Source organism: Algibacter lectus, assembly GCF_004368925.1.
Taxonomy (GTDB): domain Bacteria; phylum Bacteroidota; class Bacteroidia; order Flavobacteriales; family Flavobacteriaceae; genus Algibacter; species Algibacter lectus.
Genome location: NZ_SORL01000008.1, coordinates 109453 through 130291, shown reverse-complemented (window position 1 = coordinate 130291; position 20839 = coordinate 109453). Strand labels below are relative to the sequence as shown.

16 protein-coding genes and 1 tRNA gene are annotated in these 20839 nt (G+C 33.3%); 3 read left to right on the top strand and 14 right to left on the bottom strand.

Going from position 1 to position 20839, the window contains the following annotated elements:
- Positions 1–2: 2 nt before the first annotated feature.
- From DFQ06_RS09030 to DFQ06_RS09000, 7 genes are all read right to left on the bottom strand, one after another.
- Positions 3–1481, bottom strand: coding sequence for a hypothetical protein (locus DFQ06_RS09030; protein ID WP_133967337.1), 1479 nt, complete (start codon positions 1479–1481; stop codon positions 3–5).
- Positions 1468–2946, bottom strand: coding sequence for a RagB/SusD family nutrient uptake outer membrane protein (locus DFQ06_RS09025; protein ID WP_133967335.1), 1479 nt, complete (start codon positions 2944–2946; stop codon positions 1468–1470). The genes DFQ06_RS09030 and DFQ06_RS09025 overlap by 14 nt, the downstream gene beginning before the upstream one ends.
- 4 nt (positions 2947–2950) lie before the next feature.
- A complete protein-coding gene (locus DFQ06_RS09020; protein WP_133967333.1) occupies positions 2951–6310 on the bottom strand; it encodes a SusC/RagA family TonB-linked outer membrane protein in 3360 nt (1119 codons plus the stop codon).
- Positions 6311–6313: 3 nt separating this feature from the next.
- Entirely contained in the window at positions 6314–7423 is a 1110-nt protein-coding gene (locus DFQ06_RS09015) for a FecR domain-containing protein (protein WP_133967331.1), read from the bottom strand.
- A 221-nt stretch (positions 7424–7644) separates the two neighbouring features.
- Positions 7645–8292, bottom strand: a complete 648-nt coding sequence (locus DFQ06_RS09010) for an RNA polymerase sigma-70 factor (RefSeq protein ID WP_235833532.1) — start codon at positions 8290–8292, stop codon at positions 7645–7647.
- A gap of 57 nt (positions 8293–8349) precedes the next feature.
- A complete protein-coding gene (locus DFQ06_RS09005; RefSeq protein WP_133967329.1) occupies positions 8350–9216 on the bottom strand; it encodes a DMT family transporter in 867 nt (288 codons plus the stop codon).
- Between the two features lie 298 nt (positions 9217–9514).
- Positions 9515–10903: a dipeptidase gene (locus DFQ06_RS09000; protein ID WP_133967327.1), complete on the bottom strand. Its 1389-nt coding sequence runs from the start codon at positions 10901–10903 to the stop codon at positions 9515–9517.
- A 103-nt stretch (positions 10904–11006) separates the two neighbouring features.
- Here DFQ06_RS09000 and DFQ06_RS08995 point away from each other — a divergent pair.
- Positions 11007–11088, top strand: a tRNA-Leu gene (locus DFQ06_RS08995).
- Between the two features lie 786 nt (positions 11089–11874).
- Here DFQ06_RS08995 and DFQ06_RS19410 read toward each other — a convergent pair.
- From DFQ06_RS19410 to DFQ06_RS08970, 7 genes are all read right to left on the bottom strand, one after another.
- Positions 11875–12015, bottom strand: a complete 141-nt coding sequence (locus DFQ06_RS19410) for a hypothetical protein (protein ID WP_159140054.1) — start codon at positions 12013–12015, stop codon at positions 11875–11877.
- On the bottom strand, positions 12005–12154 hold the full coding sequence (locus DFQ06_RS19405) for a hypothetical protein (RefSeq protein WP_159140053.1): 150 nt from the start codon (positions 12152–12154) through the stop codon (positions 12005–12007). Before DFQ06_RS19405 ends, DFQ06_RS19410 begins: the two co-directional genes overlap by 11 nt.
- 1 nt (position 12155) lies before the next feature.
- On the bottom strand, positions 12156–12830 hold the full coding sequence (locus DFQ06_RS08990; RefSeq protein ID WP_133967325.1) for a hypothetical protein: 675 nt from the start codon (positions 12828–12830) through the stop codon (positions 12156–12158).
- 401 nt (positions 12831–13231) lie between these two features.
- The gene (locus DFQ06_RS08985; RefSeq protein WP_133967323.1) at positions 13232–14665 is read right to left on the bottom strand and encodes a hypothetical protein; all 1434 of its coding nucleotides are present in this window, start codon (positions 14663–14665) and stop codon (positions 13232–13234) included.
- Positions 14666–14675: 10 nt separating this feature from the next.
- Complete coding sequence (locus DFQ06_RS08980; RefSeq protein ID WP_133967321.1) at positions 14676–14963, bottom strand: helix-turn-helix domain-containing protein; 288 nt, start codon at positions 14961–14963, stop codon at positions 14676–14678.
- A gap of 111 nt (positions 14964–15074) precedes the next feature.
- A complete protein-coding gene (locus tag DFQ06_RS08975) occupies positions 15075–15980 on the bottom strand; it encodes a hypothetical protein (protein WP_133967319.1) in 906 nt (301 codons plus the stop codon).
- 4 nt (positions 15981–15984) lie between these two features.
- The gene (locus tag DFQ06_RS08970) at positions 15985–17334 is read right to left on the bottom strand and encodes a phage integrase SAM-like domain-containing protein (protein WP_133967317.1); all 1350 of its coding nucleotides are present in this window, start codon (positions 17332–17334) and stop codon (positions 15985–15987) included.
- A gap of 727 nt (positions 17335–18061) precedes the next feature.
- Here DFQ06_RS08970 and DFQ06_RS08965 point away from each other — a divergent pair.
- Positions 18062–20098, top strand: coding sequence for a transketolase family protein (locus tag DFQ06_RS08965; RefSeq protein ID WP_133967315.1), 2037 nt, complete (start codon positions 18062–18064; stop codon positions 20096–20098).
- An 82-nt stretch (positions 20099–20180) separates the two neighbouring features.
- Positions 20181–20837: a fructose-6-phosphate aldolase gene (gene fsa, locus DFQ06_RS08960; RefSeq protein ID WP_042502600.1), complete on the top strand. Its 657-nt coding sequence runs from the start codon at positions 20181–20183 to the stop codon at positions 20835–20837.
- The last annotated feature ends 2 nt before the right edge of the window (positions 20838–20839 follow it).

The following is a 20839-nucleotide window of genomic DNA, read 5'->3' as shown; positions in this document are numbered from 1 at the left end:
GGTTATTCTAGTATGTATTCTGTAATGCAGTTGTTAGTGGTTAAATCTTCGGGGTCGGTATAACTGCTAGTGTTGTATAAGCGGTATTCTGAAGTGATTGTACCTCCGAAAATGGCGTCGTTAGTCAGGTTTAGTTGAAATTTAAGTTCGAAAATACCTGGGCTTACTTCTTCGTAAGTACCTTCACCTGAAATAGCAAAAGAAAAACTTTCGTCACTTTTGTTAGAAATGGTTAAAAATTGAGGGATTATTAAAATAGAACCGTTAGTTGTGCTTGTTCCGTTTTCTGGGAAAAACTCTATAGCAGGTGTGGTATTAAATCCAGGAGAGTTTGCTCTACTTGTGCTCTCGTTACTAAAGTATCTTTTTAAGTTGAATGCATTTGTAGTGGTGGTTGCAATAGGGCTATCGAAACCAATTTGAAAGGCATGATGGTAAATGTCGTCTAGCGGATCGGCGGTACCATTATCACTATAAAGTACAGCGTTAGGGTTTGTAGATTCTACAACAATAGGGTAGGTGAAAGCAAAAGTAGATTGCCAAACGCATTCGCCATCTTCATTAAAATCGTTCCAATGCTCTATGTAGGTGCGATAAAATGAATCTGATAAATTGTAGAAATTCGCTGCTATATTAACAGTAACATCACGATCAGACTTAATAGGCTTTACAATTTGTAGTGTACTATTTCCGGTGGTTGTGTAGTTTTCGCTATCTATAAGTGTAATAATGGTTTGGTATAATACATCATCATTTTCAATAGATTCATTTAAAGTAATTCTGTAGTTTATAGTCGAAGTGTTTTCTCCTATATCTAATGGCTCAATGCTATAATCGAAGCCGTTTAAAAATTTAAAAATATTTGAGGTTTCAATTTCCGAAGGAAGATATCCGTTAGGGAAATTTACGGTAAAGTCTATTTGTTCACCTGCTGCACCTGTAATTTCAATTCTGTTTTCTAGAAATGTATAGGTGGTTGTAATAGGTTCTAAATTAATAGTGAATTCTGTATTAGTTTCGTTTGAATTTAAGTTACCTAAATTTATCGAAGTGTCTGATACCGATTCTAGGTTTAAAATGATGCTTTCTTCACTAGACCATCGTTTATTAAAGTTGATATAAATAGTATCTGTTAATTGATTGTTTTGAAACGAAACTTGGTTTACCGGACTGATAGTAAACAAGTCTTCATTAGAGGAAGATGCAACGCTGTAATTTACAGTTACTTCGTTTTCTAAGGTGTAAGATGTTAGAGTTACAGGTACTTTTAAAGTATTAACACTTGTGTTTGTATAGCTAACGCTTGGTATAATAGCACTGCTTACTTGTGGGTATTCTAATGGTTCGTTATTACTGTTTGTTAAAAAATTAAACCGAACATAACTAGGCACGTTATCGACTGTGTTATCATCATTTTTAGAGCATGAAAACATCATGGTAAAAACGGTTGCTATGGCTAATATGGTTTTAGTATGTGTCATTTTGCTGTAAATTAGAGTTAAGTTCGATGTTGCTATCTGGAATTGGAAGTATATATTTTCCTGAAGGATAATTTAAATTGCATGTTTGCGATACGCAGTCTGCACCTCTTACAATATTTTTTTGAAATCTCGCTAAATCGAATAAATATTGAGCTTCAAAACACATTTCTTTTCGGCGTTCTAATAAAAGTGCATCCTCTAAATTGGTGGTCTCCGTTAATAGTGTGGCATTTGCTCGGTTTCTTAATATATTGATGTCGTCTTTACAATCTTCTAGGTTTTCAAGTCCTAATGATGCTTCGGCTCTTATTAAATACATTTCACTTAATCTGATGGCTACAAAGCCTGGGTTATCTTGAAATTTTTTGGTGAAATAATAGGGGCGATCTTCTAATTCACCATCAATTAAGGTTGGTAAATTGGTTTCAAGAAAAAGTTGTCCTCGCAAATCGTTAGTTTCAAAAAGGTTTAGTAAATCTTCCGAAGCGACGTAGTCTGCATAATCTGCTGTTGAGGTAAAACCATAAGAACTCGATAGTGAGCCACCAACTGTACCGCCAGTATCCCGCGGAATTGAAAATTCTAGCAATACTTCAGAAATTGGTAAGTCTGTTTTTTTCCATTCTGCTATATAATCTTCCGAAGGTGTTAGTGTTTTTCCAGAATTCAGAATCACTTCATTTGCCAAATCGTAAGCATTTTGCCAATCGTATTTAGAAACGTAAACTCGAGCAAGTAAAGCTTGAGTGCTTATTTTATTAAAATAAGAATACGTTGGGCCATCTAAAAGTAAGGTGTTGGAGTAGTTGTTTATTGCCGAAGTTAAATCGTCAATAATTAAATCGTAGGTTGTTGCTAAGGTTTCTCTAGATGGGTACGTAATGCCGTTGGTTAAGGTTGTTTTGCTGTATACAAGTCCTAAATGACTAGCATCTGCAGTAAAACCATAATTTTGCGCATATACTTGCGATAATATAAAGTGAACATAAGCTCTAATGGTTAAGGCTTCGGCTCTTATTTGATTTTTTATATTCTCATTAGAATCTGTTAGTGCATCCACATATTCTAGAATAAGATTTGTTTGATTTATAATATCGTAGCTGTCATCATAAAACCCGTCTAAATTACTGTCATCTGCTAAATCTGTAAAGTTGTAAACGTTTTCTATATTAAAAGGTACCGTAATTTGCCCCGTATTATTACCCGTTTCTGTTGGTGTAAAGGTGATATTGCCAGCTTGCATATCGGCGTAAGTGGCATAGCGCTCGCCTCTCACGTTGGCTTCTAAATCATGATAAGCACCATTTAGTGCGGTTACCACACCATCTGTAGTGTCTAATAATTCTGTGATAGATGTTTGAGACCCTGGTTCTTGTTCTAAAAAGCTACTGCAATTAAAGCAAGTTAGTAGCAAAGCTATTAGGGTGTGTTTGGAAAATTGCTTGAGTTGTTTTGTTTGTATCATCACCTTAAAATTTTGCGTTTAATCCTATTGAAATTGTTCTGGCTTGTGGGTAGCTAAATCTAAATTCACTAATACCGTTTCTGCCATTCAGGCTTTTTTCCTTATACCAATAAAGTACATTAGATACATCGGTATAGATAGATAATGCATCTAAAAAACTAACGCTATTTTGCGGAAAGCTATAGTTTAAATTCACGTTACTTATTCTTAAAGACGTAGCGTCGTATAGGTACTTATCGTAATTAGAAATGGTTGGGTTGTTACTGGTTACAATTGGGTTTAGAGCAACATCGCCTTGGTTTCTCCAGTAATCATAAGCGTTAACCGATAGGTTTCTGTTTGAAGTAATATTGTATTTGGCAATAAGTTCATCTTCTGCTAAATAATCACCTCCTATTTGAAAGCTTCCTCGAATAGATAAACTTAAGTTATTATTGAAGGTAAATGTGTTGTTGAAACCACCGTATGCGTCGGGCTGATAATCTCCAATAGGAACCCAATCGGCACTGTTAAATAAGCTATTGTAAGTTACGGCGTCGTAAATTTCGCCATCTTTTTTAAGTAAATCACGCCCTGTAGCAGGATCGATACCTGCCCATTTAATACCCCAAATAGTAGAAGTACTATAGCCTACTTTTTGTGCCAATGCAATTTCTGAAGTTGAAAACTCACTTCCTAAACCTTTAAGCTCTGTAACTTCACTTTGTAGTGTAGAAATGTTGAATGAAGTGGTCCATTTAAAATTTTCGTTTTGAAACCATTTAAAACTTGTTGATAGTTCTAGCCCTTTATTGTACATGCTTGCAGCGTTAATTTGGATGGAGCTATAGCCTGTTTCAGAAGGTATGTTTCTACTTGTAATAAGGTCTTTAATATCGTCGTAATAATATTCAAGCGTAACGCTAACCGTGTTTAAAAAGTTAAAATTTAAGCCTGCATTAAATTTTTTGTTCTTTTCCCAACTCAGTTCGCCGTTAGGAGCTGCAGATGGGTAGGCGATGTTTAAATTGTTATAGCCATTATCATCAATGGTGTATAAGCCTTTAGAACGGTAAGAGCCTATTCTAGAGTTTCCTGTAGTTCCGTAGCTTAATTTAAGTTTTAATAAATCTACCCAATTATTGGTGTTTAAAAAATTCTCGTTAGATAAAATCCAACTTACACCAGCACCTCCTGTGTAGGCCACATTAGTATCGTCTCCAAAAACAGAACTTTGGTCTCGCCTAAAATTTGCGAGAATAAAGTAGCGTTTTTTGTAATTGTAATTAAGTTGTGAAAAGAGTGATACTTTAGAGTTATTGCTAATATCCGAACTATAGGTTTGGTTGCCTGTAGATTCATCGTCAGTCGTTGAGGGATCATCATCTTGAACCGCATCGGTAACGCCGTTTATAATATTGGGGTTTACAAAGCCACGACCAGAAGCATAATCGAGGTCGACATTTTCTTCTGTAAGTTCAACACCAAAAATACCATCGAAAGCGCTGTTTTCGGTTATTTGTTTGTTATAAAGCGCTCGTGTTTGCCAGTTCCATTTATTGGTGTGTCTGTTGTTTATTAAGCGACGACCATAATTAGGGTACGATGTGCCATTTAGTATAAAACTACCATTAAATTGACCGCTTTCATTTTCTCCAGAAAAATAACGGTCTTGTTCCTTATCTCTGTAAGAAAGACCAAAAAGAGACGATATGTTTAAGTCTTTTGTAATATGATAAGTAGCTTGTAAGCTTCCTAGCATACCGTAACTATTAGAAGTGTTTTTGTTTTGATCAATGGCTGCCAATGGGTTTCCTAAGCCGGTAACACCAACGTCAGCATATGATCCGTCTTCGTTATAAGGCGATAGGGTTGGTGCGAAAGCATAGCTGTAATAAATATTAGGGGCATCTTTTGCAACGTAGCTCGGACTTAAAGATAAATTGATGTCTAATTTTTTATGACGATACCCTAAGTTAATACTCGCGTTTAGTTGTTCATTAGTATTCCCTTTTTGAGGTTCGTCTATTTTTTTATAGGTTAAACTCGTACGGTATGAAAAGGCTTCCGAAGCTCCAGATACGCTAAAGTTATATTTATTATAAACGCCTGTGCCATTTAGTAAGTTAAACCAATCGGTGTCTACGCCGTTGTAAGGTGTTGGTGTGTATCCAATGGTTGTGTTTTTTAAGTATTCATTTCTCAGTTCGTGGTATTGAGAGCCACTTAAATATTCAATTTGATTAATTGCAGATGAAATTCCTAATTGTGATGAAAACCCAAATTTAGCTGAGCCTTTTTTTCCTTTTTTTGTGGTAATTAAAATAACACCATTGGCGGCATCGGCACCATAAATACTAACGGCAGCGGCATCTTTTAGAACCGTGAAACTTTCAATGTTTTCGGGAGAAATTTGGGATAATGGATTCGATAAATCTTCGGAAGAACTTCCGTTAGCATCAAAAAAGTTGTTGTCTATAGCCATTTCTTCGGCCATAATAACACCATCAATAATAATAAGCGGTTGTGTTGATGTTCCGTATACAGCACCGTTTAAAGGTGTTAAACTACCTTGTCCGCGAATGTTGATACTTACCGGCCCGCCTATTCCAGATGTATTTTCAATATAAACACCGGCTATTTGCCCGTCTACCATTTTATCAATACTTTCCGAAGCCTGATCTACCGCAATATTTTTAGCATTAAGCGTTTCTATACTTCCAACAATTTCTTCTCTAAGTGTTTTTGTTCCGTAAGATGATGTAATAACCACCTGGTCGAGTTCATCAGCAGCTTCCTTTAAGTAAAACGCAAATTTAGATTTATCTCCAACGACCTGAGTAATGGTTTGCATGCCTAAATAATGTGCCTCAAGTTCTATGCTGTTGAGGTTGTTGCCTTGTAATCGATAAGTGAACTCACCATTAAAATTGGTTATAGCACCTCGTTTGGTGCCTTTTATTAATACTGTAGCACCAGGTAAGGGAAGGTTGTCGGGGCTAGTATAAACAACTCCAGATATTAACCTTTGCTCTGTGTTTTTAGTGACGGTAGGAGTGTAAGTTATTTGTTTTTCAACCAGAAGTATTTGGTTGTTTTTTATAACGTAGGTGAGTTCTGTGTTTTCTAGCAATTTGTTTAATGCTATTTCTAGACTTACGTTGCTCACATTTAGGCTTACCTTTTTGTTGAGGTCTATTTTGTTTGCATTATAAATAGAGCGGTATGTAGATTGTTGCTCTATTAATTTTAAAACCGATCCAAAAGGTTGCTCTGTGGCGTTAATTGAAATGGTATTAGATTGTGCGTTAGCACTGTTGCAAAGCAAAATAATTCCAAAGGCGAGAATTAGTACTTTTACATGTTGGTTCAAAAAATGCTTCATCTATTAATTGTTGCTAATTATTATTTGGTTGTCTTCTATGCTGTAATCAAAATATGTATCGAACTTTAGTAAATCCAATATGTCGGCTAGGCTCGATGTTTTGAAGTTTATTGTTCCACTAAATTCTTGAGCTTCTAGTAAGCTGTTGTTATTAATTATTTTTACATTAAAAGAGCGTTCTAACTTTTTGGAAAAAGAGCTAAAATGTGCTGAATCAAGAATAATTTCTCCATGTATCCAGGCGGTATACAAATGTGTGTTTACTTGTTTTAAGTTAAAAACCTTAGATGCAGGGTTCCATGTTGCTTTATGGTTAGGTGTTATTAAGGCGTTGTTATTGCTGTTGTTTAGATTGTAAACTTGAACCGATCCTTCTACTAAAACACATGAGGTTGTTGAGTTTTCTGGATAAGCATTTACATTAAATTTCGTACCTAAAACTTTTACTGCTATATCGTTTATGTTAACTATAAAAGGATTTGCCTTGTCTTCTTTAACTTCAAAAAAAGCTTCACCAGTTAAATACACTAAGCGGTTACTGTTGTTGCTAAATTGTTTTGGGTATTTAAAGGTAGTTCCGGAGTTTAAGTACACTTTTGTGCCATCGGATAATGTGACTTTAAATGTTTTGCCTAACGGAATATTTAAAGTGTGATACTCGATAGGAGCTGATGTTTTTGATGTTTTATATATAATTTCGTTATTATTTTGTTCAGCAATAACTTCTCCCGATTGGTCTGTAACATGTTGGATCAAGGAGTCTAGTTTAATACTGCTGCCTTCAATTTCTAAAACAATAGTGTTGTTTGGTTCTGGGGTTTGGTTAGTGTTAATCCATACCAATCTACCGATAGCTATGAATAGAACTAAAACGGCAGCATACTTAATCCATACTTTATATTTAGTAGGTTTTGCTTTGGGTATTTTATTTTGAAGCGCTTTCCATGCTAAGTCTTTGTCTGTATTGGAAACTTCGGTTAATGCCCATGCTTTTTTTAAGGCTATAAATTCCTTTTTGTTAGCTTCGGACGCATCAATCCACTCAAAAATTAATTCAACTTCTTTTTCAGTGGCATTGCCATTTAAATATTTAGTTATTAAATTCGAAATCATGATGTGCTAATTTTATTTGGTTTTTTTAGTTGGTACTACAATAATGAGTACACGCCAATATTTAAAAACCCTAAAAAATAAAATTATTCTTATTTAGACTTATTAAAAATAATTGCAAAAGTATAATAATTATTGACTTTACTGGATGGTAGACAGATAAATATTTGATGCTTTAAAAGGAAGTAAATGTGATGTCGCTTAAAGCGGAATACTAGTTTTGTTTAGTGTTTAGATAGGATAAGCGTAATAAGAACTAGAGGAAGGTAATCGGATAAATTTAATCTTAAAATTTTCAAAGCTTTGGTCATGTGAGCTTCAACAGTTTTTACGGTAACATCTAATTCGTTGGCTATATCTTGGTTTTTTTTGTTTTCGAAGCGTTTTTTTAAGAATATCACTTTTGTTTTTTCAGGTAGGTTTTCAATAGATTTTGAGATTAAGTCTTCTAATTCCGATAAAGCTAAGGTGTCGAAACTCATAGAATTTAAAATATCGAAATCTAATTCTCGTTCTTTTTCATTTAATGTTTTACTCTTATATCGTTCTTTAACCTGGTTGTGTCTAATAGCGTTTAAGCATTTAGATTTGGCATAGGTATATAAAAAAGACTCTACGCCACTAACTTTTTCAATTTTACCTTTATTGAGCCATAGGTTTAAAAAGGCATCTTGAGTTATGCCCGAAGATTGGGGTTTATCGTAAATAAATTGAATGCAAAACCCTAAAATATGACTATAATATTTATTAAAGAAATACTCAAAAGCCTTCTCGTTACCCGATTTTAGGTTTTTAAAGTTGAGTAATTCGGTTTTGCTATAATCGTGCATTGAGAGCTGTAAAGAGACACTTTGTTTAAAAGTGATGAACACCAAAAATACAATTTTTAAGAAAACAAGCACTATGGACTGATAAAGTGTGCTATTTTATTAAGAATTAGCCTTTCTAGATCGAATACTTTCGATAACAACCGTAGCCAAAATTAAGGCGCCACCTATAAAAGTATTTATGGTAGGTATTTCGTTTAAAAAGAAAAATGCGATTATAATACCACATATAGGTTGTGCGCTACCAATGATACTTGCGGTACTTACTGAAAAATGTTTTAAGCTACCAATAAATAACGAATGACCAATGGCTGTAGTTACTAAACCTAAAATAATAAGATAGGGGAATTGGGTTTGCAAATTACTAATATCCATGGTGAACATAACAGGAATAAGTATTATGGCAACTATTATGGCTTGCTGCGTCATAAGTACGGTCCCGTTATAATTATCTACATGGCCTTTTAAAATAAGGTTTCTTAAAGCGTAGCATAAGGCTGAAAATATACCGTAAAGAATTCCTTTTAGGTGCGTATTTTCTAGGTTTAAATCTGGCGCTAATATATAGACGCCTAGTAAAACCATGAAACCTAATAGTATGTGTATTGGGTTTAATTTCGATTTAGTAAAAAAAGGTTCGAGTAATGCGGTTATTACCGGAAATGTAAACATGGCAAGCATGCCTATGGCAACGTTAGATAATTTTAATGCATAAAAGTAGGTTACCCAATGCAGTGCTAAAAGTGAAGCGCCTAAAATTATGGTAGGGGCATCTTTTTTTGATTTTATTTTGATGCTGAATTTTTTATACCAACATAACGCGAATAGAAATACTGCGGCTATCGCGCTGCGTCCCCATATAATTACGGGTGTCGGCAAGTCTATAAATTTACCTAATGTGCCAGATGTGCTAATAAGTAATGTGGCTAAAGCGAGTAGAAATAAATGATTGTTGTGTTGGTTTTTCATTTGTGTGTGTTGCAAATATGCTACTTACTTTGTTTGGATTACTAATTGTGCAGGATTGGTGCACGTTAGGGATTGAGGCTTTGTTGAAGCTCTTTTTGCACGAGCTTATATTGTCTTAATTAAGATGAAACTTGGTTTGACCTTTGTGAAAAATAAATAGAACTGAACTTGGTGTGCAAAAAAGCGACTGCCGAAATATTTATATTCATGACTTCTTTAATTTAAAATAAGAATGTACGAATAAAGCCCGACCATAACCTCGCCCTTAAAAGCGAGGTTGTGGTAACGCCCAAATTATTTATTTTGAAAACTCGGTGAAATATTTATAGAATAACGGAATGGTTTCTATGCCTTTTAAGTAGTTCCAAACTCCGAAATGTTCGTTTGGTGAGTGTATGGCATCGCTGTCTAAACCAAAGCCCATGAGTATGGTTTTACTTTTTAATTCTTGTTCGAATAGTGCAACAATTGGTATGCTACCGCCGCTACGTTGTGGTATTGGCGCTTTGCCAAAAGTGTCTTGGTAGGCATGGCTTGCGGCTTTGTAACCTATGCTATCTATTGGTGTTACGTAGCCTTGGCCACCGTGATGTGGTGTTACTTTTACGGTTACGCCTTGGGGTGCAATACTCTCGAAATGAGTTTTGAAAAGTTGTGTGATGTTTTCCCAATCTTGGTTTGGTACTAAGCGCATAGATATTTTGGCGTAAGCTTTACTGGCTATTACAGTTTTTGCGCCTTCACCAGTGTAGCCACCCCAGATACCGTTAACATCTAGTGTTGGGCGTATAGCGTTGCGCTCGTTTGTGGTGTAACCTGTTTCGCCATAAACAGCGTTGATGTCTAATGCTTTTTTGTAATTTTCTAAACTGAAAGGTGCTTTTGCCATTTGGGCGCGCTCTTCTGTTGAGAGATCTTCTACGTTATCGTAAAAACCAGGAATGGTGATGTGATTGTCTTCGTCGTGAAGTGAGGCAATCATTTTTGTTAAAATATTGATTGGGTTGGCGACCGCGCCACCGTAAAGTCCGGAGTGTAAATCGCGATTCGGACCCGTAACTTCGACTTCTACATAACTTAAGCCGCGTAAACCTGTGGTTATTGATGGCACATCGTTAGCAATCATTCCGGTGTCGGAAATTAGAATAACGTCGTTTTTAAGTTTATTGTGGTTGTTTTTTACAAAGGTGGCTAGGTTAGCGCTGCCAACTTCTTCTTCGCCTTCTATCATGAATTTTACGTTGCATGGCAGTTGGTTAGTGGAAGTCATAAATTCCATAGCTTTTACATGCATGTACATTTGGCCTTTATCGTCGCAAGCACCACGTGCAAAAATAGCACCGTCGGGGTGTTTTTCTGTTTTTTTAATAACGGGTTCAAATGGAGGTGAATCCCAAAGATTTATTGGATCTGGCGGTTGTACATCGTAATGCCCATAAACAAGTACAGTTGGCAGGTTTTTATCTATTATTTTTTGTCCGTAAACAATAGGGTAGCCATCTGTCTCGCAAATTTCTACGTTATCGCATCCTGCTTGTTCTAATCTTAGTTTTACAGCATCGGCTGTTTTTAATACATCGGTTTTGTATGCGGAGTCTGCACTAATAGATGGAATTTTAAGGAGCTCGATGAGTTCGTCTAAAAATCTATTTTTGTGCTCTAATATGTAGTTTTGAATACTGTTCATGGGCTTGTTTTTCTTTATTTTATCAAAAGTATAAAAAAAAGAATGTTTTTTTAGTCAAAGAAGTTTGCAATTTGAAAATCTTGTTTATATTTGCAGTCCTTAAGCGGGCGTGGTGGAATTGGTAGACACGCTAGACTTAGGATCTAGTGCCTCACGGTGTGGGAGTTCGAGTCTCCCCGCCCGCACTTTTTGAAAGCCTATTTAGTTGATATTTAACTAGATAGGTTTTTTTTGTTCCTAAATTGTACTATAATTGTACTAAATAGGGTGGGCGGTGTGTATTATCATTTGCCGCTATACATTTTAAAATAGAATTGTTAATATCTTTTTTAAGATCTCGAATTAATAATTAAGAAGTATAATCTTATTTAGTGGCAAACTACAAAACAATAAATATTTTATTTGTTCCTGGTCCTGGTGCTGGTTATACATTAAACATATCAATACGATTATAGCCATTTTAAGCGTACTATATAACTATGTGATAAACTATATAAGTATTATGTATTAAGTGGATATAAAAGGCTGTAAGTACTTTGTGTGGTGGTGTTCATAATGTAGTAATACATAATTATAAGATCTAAACGCTTTATATATTGGCTGCTGTGGTGCTGTTCCTGCTGCGGTGCTTTGCTTATGGCTAATGGTTAATACTTCTTAGTAGATTACTTTAAATATAACTACTTGATAACGTGATAGTTAAAAAGGTACTTAGAAAAGTGCTTAATATTCCGCAATGTGTTCTGCTGCTGCGTTTTAAATTCACTCGGGGCATATTTCAACCTTGTTATATTGATAGTTATTTGTAATGATTATAAATAAGATTTGCTATTAAGAATAGTTATAAATAGTCTAGGGTTTACAAGGGTTTAACGCTGGGGTTTATTAAAATATAACAACTCAATATAACAAATGAAAAAAGCGCATACCATTAAGATACACGCCTTTAACAGACAAACAGAAAATACTAACTACCTTTTATAAAGTAACGCTATTAAATAGCCCTCAAAAGGTGTTAAATGTCCTTTTAACTTCCAACCCTTTTTTGCAGCTTCATTTATTGCCGCTTCAAGGTCTATGATACATGTATCTTTAATAATTTTAAACTTCATGTTTAATCATTTTTATTTCAAATAAACCGTTTTTATTTTTTACTACATCTCCAACCGGTAAAAAACCAAATTCAGCATTTTTAACCATTTGTACTTCTAATTCAGCGCGCGTATGTTCTTTTAGTTTTATTTCTTGCATCTTACTTAATGTTTAAAATTTGCTCATTATCCCACGTAATTTTATAATCTCGATCAATATCCTTTACCAGTTCACCTGCAATTTTTATTGTTGCTGCTGGGCTGTCTTTTTTCCGTTTACATAGCTTAACTTGATCTGTAGCAACGTCCATTGCTTCGTATTGCTTTTCATTTGTTAGATACAATTTAAACAGTTCAGGATTAACAGATACCTTATAGCTATCTTTTGAGATTTTAAGAAAGTCATCGAGGTTGTAAACCTTTTTGGTGGGTGCTTCTTTTAGCTTCTCTACTAAACTAGGATTTAAGCGGCCTGCTCTGCCTTCAATACCTTGCCAATAATCGTGGTTGTGAGTGTAAAAAGGATACTTAATATCTAGTAGCTTTTTGTAACGTGTTTCCATGTCTGCAAGTTTATTTGCATCAATGCCGCATAACTTTAAATATTCGTTATAATCTGCATCGGGGATAAATTTGTTTTTTTGCGTTTCGTGGTAGTTGGTGAAATGTTTAACAAATAAGCCGTTTTGTAAATCGCTTAGTTTTAAATTATGCTTTACTTTTTGTTTTGAAAGTTCATTTTTTGCTGCTTCCAGTATTTCCGGAACTAATTGTATATTTTTAATGAATCGTTGTTCATATTCTTGATCGTGTTGTAATAATTCTTTATTTCTCATTGTTATATTTTGCCTTAGGTAAGGACTTTATTTATGCCGCTCTTATTTTTACGGCTGTTATATTTTAATATGTTATTCGTATTGCTTATTAAGTGGCAAAAAGACAGGGATCGCGTATGTGCATTTTAATTGAATTTTATTTGAATAGTTACCTTGTTCTTACCTTGTATTTAATTTAGGTAACTGTTTTAATCCCTTATAAACATTAGTGTTTTTACTTTTAAGTTACCATAATTACCTTATTTTCATATACTATTATTACATACTATATATTATATTCTATCTCTTACACGTAATAATAAAAAAAAGGGTAACTATGGTAACTTTTTGTTTAAAAACCTTATAAACATTGGTGTTTTGTGAGTTGCTTAAATTAAAAGTTGGGTAACTATGCGGTAACTTTAGTTACCTAAATCACTTAATAAGTCTCTATTTTTTAATAAAAAGTATGTTTTATTGCCTGTTCGTTTTTCCTTAGTCATTTCTAAACCGTTGGTATTTGCGTATAATTCTAAATATTTAGAGGTGGTTCTGCTGTCCTTAACTTCCGTTCGATTTGCCACTTCACTCAACAAATACCATTTATCTAATTCAATAAGGCTGTCTATGACCTCAACAAATTTATTGCTGGTGCTATTAATTAGTAATTCAGTTTTAAGCTTAGGATTTATGTATTTTGTTAATCCATTTTTAAGGAATAGTTGCATACATTCAGCCATAACCTTGTAGAATTTTGAATATTCTTCTTTACTCCAATTCTTTCCAAAAAAATTATTTTTAAACACATGAATGGGCTTATGGTGTTCATTGAAGTAATTGTTGATAATGATAAGGTGTTGCCTGTCTCTGGAAGATCCTGAGTCTGATTTAATAGGTCTGTTTGTAGTTACAATAAACTTTGGGCTATGTTCATAATCAACCTCTTTAACATCTGCATATTTTCGCTCTATTGGTATTGTGCCATCTATTACTGGATAAAGATCTTCAAAATCAAAATTTGGCTTGACATCATTAAGCAAAACAATTTCAGTATTTTCCTTTATTTGCTGGAAGACAAACTTTTCTTTTAAGTCGCATTGCCTACCGTTAATGGTTACTATGTTTCTAAGTTCTTTAACCCCATTTATAGCGATGTTTTTACCTCCACGACCTTGACTACTGTTTGTTTCCTGTGAATTTGCATCACTAACAACAACACATTTAGCATTACTCTCGTCTTTATGTGTATTGGTGAGGAAGCCTAAAGCACTTAAAAGACTTTCAAGATGTTCTTGGTTATCAGTTATAAGTGTAAGAAATTTATAAAACTGTGAATCTTTACTTATGCTTTTTTCATTCCAATAACCGTTTATAATATTTTCTTTATAAATAAAGTTATTAGGTATGATCTTAGTCAGTTCGCTATATTCATAAAACGAAATTTCATTTGCTGTAATTACAACAAACCCATTAATAAAAAATAATATTCCTTTCCTTTTAATGTCTCTATATAGGGTTAATGTAGTTTCAGGAAACCCACCTATAACAGCTTTATTTTTAATTAGGATTGTTTCTCCTTGCTTATAAAAAGCATCAGTTAAAAGGTCGTTATTTTCTGTTTTAATTTCTTTTAATACTTCATTAAAAATATCGTTCGATTTTTTAACCGTAGCAATGTTCTCTTTTATTTTTAAAGTTTGTCCTTTGTAGTTGCGATACCCTTTATTTTTTAAGTAGATAGCGGTACCGTTTGAACTAATTTGATAACCTGTTTTTGTTTTGCGGAATAGTTTTTTTGTATCTTTAATAACTGCATCGTTATTCAAGATATTAGGGTTTTTGATTTGCTTTGTCATATCTAAAACCCTATTTTAATTCAACCATAGCCGCTTCAACTTCATCTAATTTGTAGTAAATTTTACCTCCTATTTGATGAGCTGTTAAAACACCCTTACAAGTCCAATTATGGAGCGTTCCAATACTAATTTGTAACCTTTCAGCCAGTTTTAACCGTGGTATGTAGTTTGGTTCTGCTGCTGGCGTTTGTAATGATAAACTTTGTTCTAGGGTTTCTACTTTTTGTAATAGGCTATCTACTTTTTGCAATAGACTATTAGGAATTTGAATTTGTAATGTTTGTGAATGTGTTTGCATGATATATATTTTTTGTTTCCACAAAAATACATACTCATTATGCTTTAATATACTGATTTACAGGTGTTTATGGTTGTTTTAATTGTGCTAATTGTTAAAACAACTAAACAACTAACCTATATTATTGGTTATTATAATGTTATTAATTTTTTCAGGAATTGCATTTTTTTTACCTAATGGGAATTTATTTTCATAACCTTTATTAGTCTTCATATAATAGTTATCAAAATTTGTTTGTGATTGAAATTCTTTTTTGTTTTTCAAGGCTATACAAAACGCTTCTTTTATTACAATGTTATCTTTTGAAGTATCTATATACCCATTAACAGTAAGGTAGCTAATAACGTTATTTATATCTTTTGGTTTGTATTCGTCTTTGCTAAATTCATCTTTTAAACAGTCTATAAATCTTATTTTTGTGTTTGGGTGCCAGTTTTTAATAATTAATTGGTCGGCTGGTAATCTTTCGGCTGTTTTGTTTCCTGGTCCTTTTTTATTTACCACTTCTCCAGGTTCAGCCGCTTTAATTTCTTTTATAGCATCTCTTATTAAGCTTTCGTAATAAAACCCACCATCTGAACGCATCAATTTATTATTCTTATGAGCATCTAAATCAAAATCAAACCCCTCTTCTATAAGTTCATTATAATCCTCTTTAGGTATAATTCTTATTTTGTGCTTTACTTTAGTTGCAATTTTAACCATTCCAACAATGGAATTAAATTTTTCAGCCTTTAAATCATATTTTTTTACATAGTCAATAATCTCATTAATAGTATTATCTATATCAATAACCAAAGATCTAAATTCATTATCACTAATTTGACTAACATCAATATCTTTTATACAACAATCATATAGTTCTGAAAGTTGGCCGTAAGCATCATTTGTATATGTTTTTGGATACATTTTAAGCACGTTTAAATAATTATTATACAATAGGCTTTCTTTGTCGTTTAAGTCTATTCCTTTGGCTGTTTTCTCCTTTGCCGTTTCTAAAATTTGTCCGTTATCCATTGCCTTATTGATTTGATGCGTTTTTAATTACTGTAAATTGTGGTATGTTTTTCGGTTTACTTTTTTTATTATTAAAACTGTCATACGCTCTTTTTGCTTTGGTATAATCTGGCCTAACTATATAATTTAAAAATTCTTTTTCTGTGGTGTGTCCTGTGAAATACATTAAGTCAGGTGTTGGGATTTCTCCATAATTTAGGGTTGCAAAGGTTCTGCGGCCGATATGGCTTGTTGTAACCTCCCATTTTTCATAATCTCCTATAACATCTCTATAATCGCTTTTAGTAGGATTCTTTTTTTTTGGCACTATGCAAATACGCTTTTTACCTTTGCAGATTGTATTTATGCCTGCTTTTTTGCAAACTAATTTTATATAATCATTATATTTTTGGTCTGAAATTCTACGGGGGAACTCTCCATTCCGTTTATCTAAAATATTTTTTATTTCATTTCTTACCGGTAGATACATTTCATGTCCTGTTTTTACTTGTGTAAATATTATAAATGATCTATTGCTTTCGTCTGTATTAATCATGTCTTTAGTGAATCTCATAAAATCTGAAATTCGTTGGCCTGAATAAATAGAAATTAATAGCCAGTCCCTAGCATTTTCTAAATAATCATGTTCAAGTGCCGCTTTTTCAATTTCTTCAATTTCTTCAATTTCAAAATAAATTTTAGGTGCTTTCTCGTTACTTATTTTAAATTCTTTATCTGTTAAAGAATCACTAGCTTCAACTCCTTTTTTTTGAGCATAGCGGCAAACTGTTTTAATTCTGTCAAATTCATTATTTTGAGTGTTAATAGAATATTTTAGTTTTTCTGAATAAGCTATATAGTCAGCCTTAAAAATATCGTTAACATCTTTTATTTTGTATTTCTTATTCGTGAATTTTTCAAGTTTTATTAATTTATTCTTAGTTGTTGTAAATCGTTTCTTTTGGCTTTCTTTTAAATTATTTAATGCTTTTTTATCCTCTAAATAAGAATCTATAAAGTCAACTAAAAAAATAGGATATACTTTTGTTTCTACTTTTGGAGCGTAATATTCTTTTAAGATATTGCTTAACCATTTTTTATCGCATGGTTTCGGTCTGTCTGTTTCGTATTGTTTAATTATAAAATCATCTAGTAAATCGGTGTCATTGTTTTTGCTGTCTAATTCATTTTTTTGATCTCCAGTTAAGTTACTACGTTTTTTATGTCTTGTAGTTTTCCAAAATTCCTTTGATACGTGAATATCCGTTTTTGCTTCAAACTGCGAAAAAGTACCATCACTAAATTTATCTTGTAAGCGAACTGTTAAAGCTGCTTTGTCTTTTTGTGAACGGTATAAAAAATAAACTCTAGCCATAACTTAAATATTGATATTATTGTTTAGTACAAAAATACATAAGTTGTACTAAAGTTGTACTAAAAACGTGTATTGTTTTGTATTTAGTTGAATTTATTTAAACTGTTTATATGTTAATAAGTCTTTGTTTATAGGGTTTTTCGGGTGTATAGTAGAATAAGTAGATATAAAACAATCGTATTTTTGTGTTCTCCCCGCCCGCACAGTAACAAAAAAAGCCGACTAATTTTTAGTCGGCTTTTTTGTGTTTAATAGTTTGATGTTTCGGTTTTTATGGCTTCAAAATAAAACCATATTGCATTACAAATTCGATGTGTTGAAATTTGTGGTGTTGCAAATTCTTCGGAATAAGATTACATATTAGAGCGCTTCATCTTAAATTTTCCTTTTTTGGTTCAATTAAAAATTTCACGTTTATAAGAAGGTATTTCTGTGAAATAAAAATAATAAGGCTAATTATCTTTTAAATATTCAATTTAAAACTAAAATTATTAACAAAAAGCTTCATTTGTTGTATAAAACGTTACATGTTTATTATGCCTATCGTTTAATTAGATGTATTTTTACGGCGCAAAATTTAGTGTTTTAAAAATTAAGTGTTTTGTCGACACTTAATTATTTTTTAATTACTACATTTGCATCATGCTATTTTATAACGGTTTTAATTGTTTTTGAAATAGCAAACCTATTAAAGTTAGAGTTATTAAAAATTAACCATAAATTTAAAATGAACAAACAAATTGATCAACGAGCAGCAGATAATATTAGAGCATTAGCTGTAGCAATGGTAGAAAAAGCGAAATCAGGTCATCCAGGTGGTCCAATGGGTGGAGGAGATTTTATGCACATCCTGTATTCAGAGTTCTTTAATTATGATCCAACAGACATGGAATGGGCGTTTAGAGATCGTTTTTTCATGGATGCTGGTCACTTATCAACCTTAATGTATGCACAATATTACCTATTAGGTAACTATGCAAAGGATGATGTTGCTAATTTCAGACAATGGGGTTCTATTACACCAGGTCACCCAGAAGTTGATGTAAAACGTGGTATTGAAAATACATCTGGACCATTAGGTCAAGGGCACACTATGGGTGTGGGAGCAGCAATTGCAGCTAAGTTTTTAGAAGCACGTTTTGGAGATTGGATGAATCATAAAATATATGGTTTTATTTCTGATGGAGGTATTCAAGAAGAAATTTCTCAAGGTGCTGGGCGTATTGCTGGGCATTTAGGGTTGAGTAACTTTATTATGTTTTTCGATTCTAACGATATTCAACTATCTACACCTACAGATGAGGTAACTACAGAAGATACCGCAATGAAGTATGAAGCTTGGGGTTGGAATGTAGTAACTATCGATGGCCATAACCACGATGAAATAAGAAAAGCATTAACAGATGCTAATAACCAAACTGAAAAACCAACATTAATTATTGGTAAAACAATAATGGGTAAAGGTTGTGTTACTGCAGATGGTAGCATGTTTGAAGGACATTGTGAATTACACGGACAGCCTATTGGAGCTACTGGAGCAGATTACGCAAAAACCTTAGCTAATTTAGGAGCAAATACTGAAAGTCCTTTTGATATTTTCGATGACGTTCAAGAATTTTATAAAAACTTAGTTGCAGAAAAAACAGCAAAAGCTGCTGAAAAGAAAGCAGAAATAGCAACTTGGAGAATAGCAAACGAAGCTTTAGCTACAAAATTAGATTTCTTCCTTTCTGGTGAGTTACCAGAATTAGATTTTGCTTCAGTAGAACATAAAGCAGGTTTAGCAACAAGAGCTGCATCTTCTGGTATTTTAGGGTACTTAGCCGAAAATGTAGAAAACATGATTGTTTCTTCTGCCGATTTATCAAACTCTGATAAAACTGACGGATTCTTAAAGAAAACGCACGCCCTTAAAAAAGGTGATTTCACAGGGGCGTTCTTACAAGCAGGTGTTGCTGAGTTAACCATGGCTTGTATAGCAAATGGTATTGCGCTTCACGGCGGAATTATTCCGGTTGTAGCAACATTCTTTGTGTTTTCAGATTATATGAAACCAGCTATTCGTTTAAGTGGTATTCAAGAATTAGGTGTAAAATATGTTTGGACTCACGATGCTTTTAGGGTAGGTGAAGATGGACCAACACACCAACCTGTTGAGCAAGAAGCTCAAATTCGTTTATTAGAAAAATTGAAGAACCATAGCGGAAACCCAAGTTTCTTAGCATTACGTCCTGCAGATTCTGCAGAAACAAGCGTAGCTTGGAAAATGGCTTTAGAAAATAAAAATACACCAACTGGTTTAATACTTTCTCGTCAGGGTATTAAAGATATCGAACCTCAAGGATCTTCAAGATATGAAGAGGCTTTAGCTGCAGAAAAAGGTGGTTATTTAGTAAAAGAAGTTGAAAATCCGGATGTAGTTTTAATTGCAAACGGGTCTGAAGTTGCTACATTATTTGCAGCAGCCGAAATATTAGAATCTCAAAATAACTTAAAAGTGAATATTGCTTCGGTAATTTCAGAAGGTGTTTTTAGATTACAATCTAAAGCATACCAAAACTCTGTAATTCCTGCTAACACGCCATTATTTGGTTTAACAGCTGGTTTACCTGTAAACTTAGAAGGATTAGTTGGCGCTAATGGTAAAGTGTTTGGTTTAGAGCACTTCGGTTATTCTGCACCAGCATCTGTACTAGATGATAAATTTGGTTTTACTGGCGAAAAAGTAAGTAACCAAGTATTAGAGTATTTAAAAACAGTTTAAAAATTAAAGTATACCGCACCTAAAACTTATTTATGTTTTAGGTGTAGTGTATTCAATTAATAAAACAATAACAACTAACAATATGAAATTTTTTATTGACACAGCAAATCTAGGTGAAATTGCAGAAGCACAAGCTTTAGGCGTTTTAGATGGTGTAACAACAAACCCGTCATTAATGGCGAAAGAAGGAATCACTGGTTCTGAAAATATTTTAGCACATTACCAAAAAATTTGTGATTTAGTAGATGGTGATGTTTCTGCTGAGGTAATCTCTACCGATTTTGATGGTATGGTAAAAGAAGGTGAAGCTTTAGCGGCTTTACACCCACAAATTGTAGTGAAATTACCTATGATTGCCGATGGTGTAAAAGCTTGTAAGTATTTCTCTGATAAAGGTATTAGAACTAACGTAACTTTAGTGTTTTCTGCAGGGCAAGCCTTATTAGCAGCAAAAGCTGGAGCAACATACGTATCTCCTTTCTTAGGTCGTTTAGACGATATTTCTACAGATGGTTTAAACCTTATCGATGAAATTAGAATGATTTATGATAACTACGGTTTTCAAACTCAAATATTAGCAGCTTCTATACGTCACACTATGCACGTAATTAACTGTGCTAAATTAGGTTCGGATGTTATGACAGGACCTTTATCTTCAATTACAGGTTTATTAAAACACCCTTTAACTGATAGTGGTTTAGCTAAATTTTTAGAAGATTACAATAAAGGAAATCAATAATA

Coding starts and splice junctions, on each gene's coding strand:
- DFQ06_RS09030 (WP_133967337.1), bottom strand. CDS start 1,481: ATGACACATACTAAAACCATATTAGCCATAGCAACCGTTTTTACCATG.
- DFQ06_RS09025 (WP_133967335.1), bottom strand. CDS start 2,946: ATGATACAAACAAAACAACTCAAGCAATTTTCCAAACACACCCTAATA.
- DFQ06_RS09020 (WP_133967333.1), bottom strand. CDS start 6,310: ATGAAGCATTTTTTGAACCAACATGTAAAAGTACTAATTCTCGCCTTT.
- DFQ06_RS09015 (WP_133967331.1), bottom strand. CDS start 7,423: ATGATTTCGAATTTAATAACTAAATATTTAAATGGCAATGCCACTGAA.
- DFQ06_RS09005 (WP_133967329.1), bottom strand. CDS start 9,216: ATGAAAAACCAACACAACAATCATTTATTTCTACTCGCTTTAGCCACA.
- DFQ06_RS09000 (WP_133967327.1), bottom strand. CDS start 10,903: ATGAACAGTATTCAAAACTACATATTAGAGCACAAAAATAGATTTTTA.
- DFQ06_RS19410 (WP_159140054.1), bottom strand. CDS start 12,015: ATGAAGTTTAAAATTATTAAAGATACATGTATCATAGACCTTGAAGCG.
- DFQ06_RS19405 (WP_159140053.1), bottom strand. CDS start 12,154: ATGCAAGAAATAAAACTAAAAGAACATACGCGCGCTGAATTAGAAGTA.
- DFQ06_RS08990 (WP_133967325.1), bottom strand. CDS start 12,830: ATGAGAAATAAAGAATTATTACAACACGATCAAGAATATGAACAACGA.
- DFQ06_RS08985 (WP_133967323.1), bottom strand. CDS start 14,665: ATGACAAAGCAAATCAAAAACCCTAATATCTTGAATAACGATGCAGTT.
- DFQ06_RS08980 (WP_133967321.1), bottom strand. CDS start 14,963: ATGCAAACACATTCACAAACATTACAAATTCAAATTCCTAATAGTCTA.
- DFQ06_RS08975 (WP_133967319.1), bottom strand. CDS start 15,980: ATGGATAACGGACAAATTTTAGAAACGGCAAAGGAGAAAACAGCCAAA.
- DFQ06_RS08970 (WP_133967317.1), bottom strand. CDS start 17,334: ATGGCTAGAGTTTATTTTTTATACCGTTCACAAAAAGACAAAGCAGCT.
- DFQ06_RS08965 (WP_133967315.1), top strand. CDS start 18,062: ATGAACAAACAAATTGATCAACGAGCAGCAGATAATATTAGAGCATTA.
- fsa (WP_042502600.1), top strand. CDS start 20,181: ATGAAATTTTTTATTGACACAGCAAATCTAGGTGAAATTGCAGAAGCA.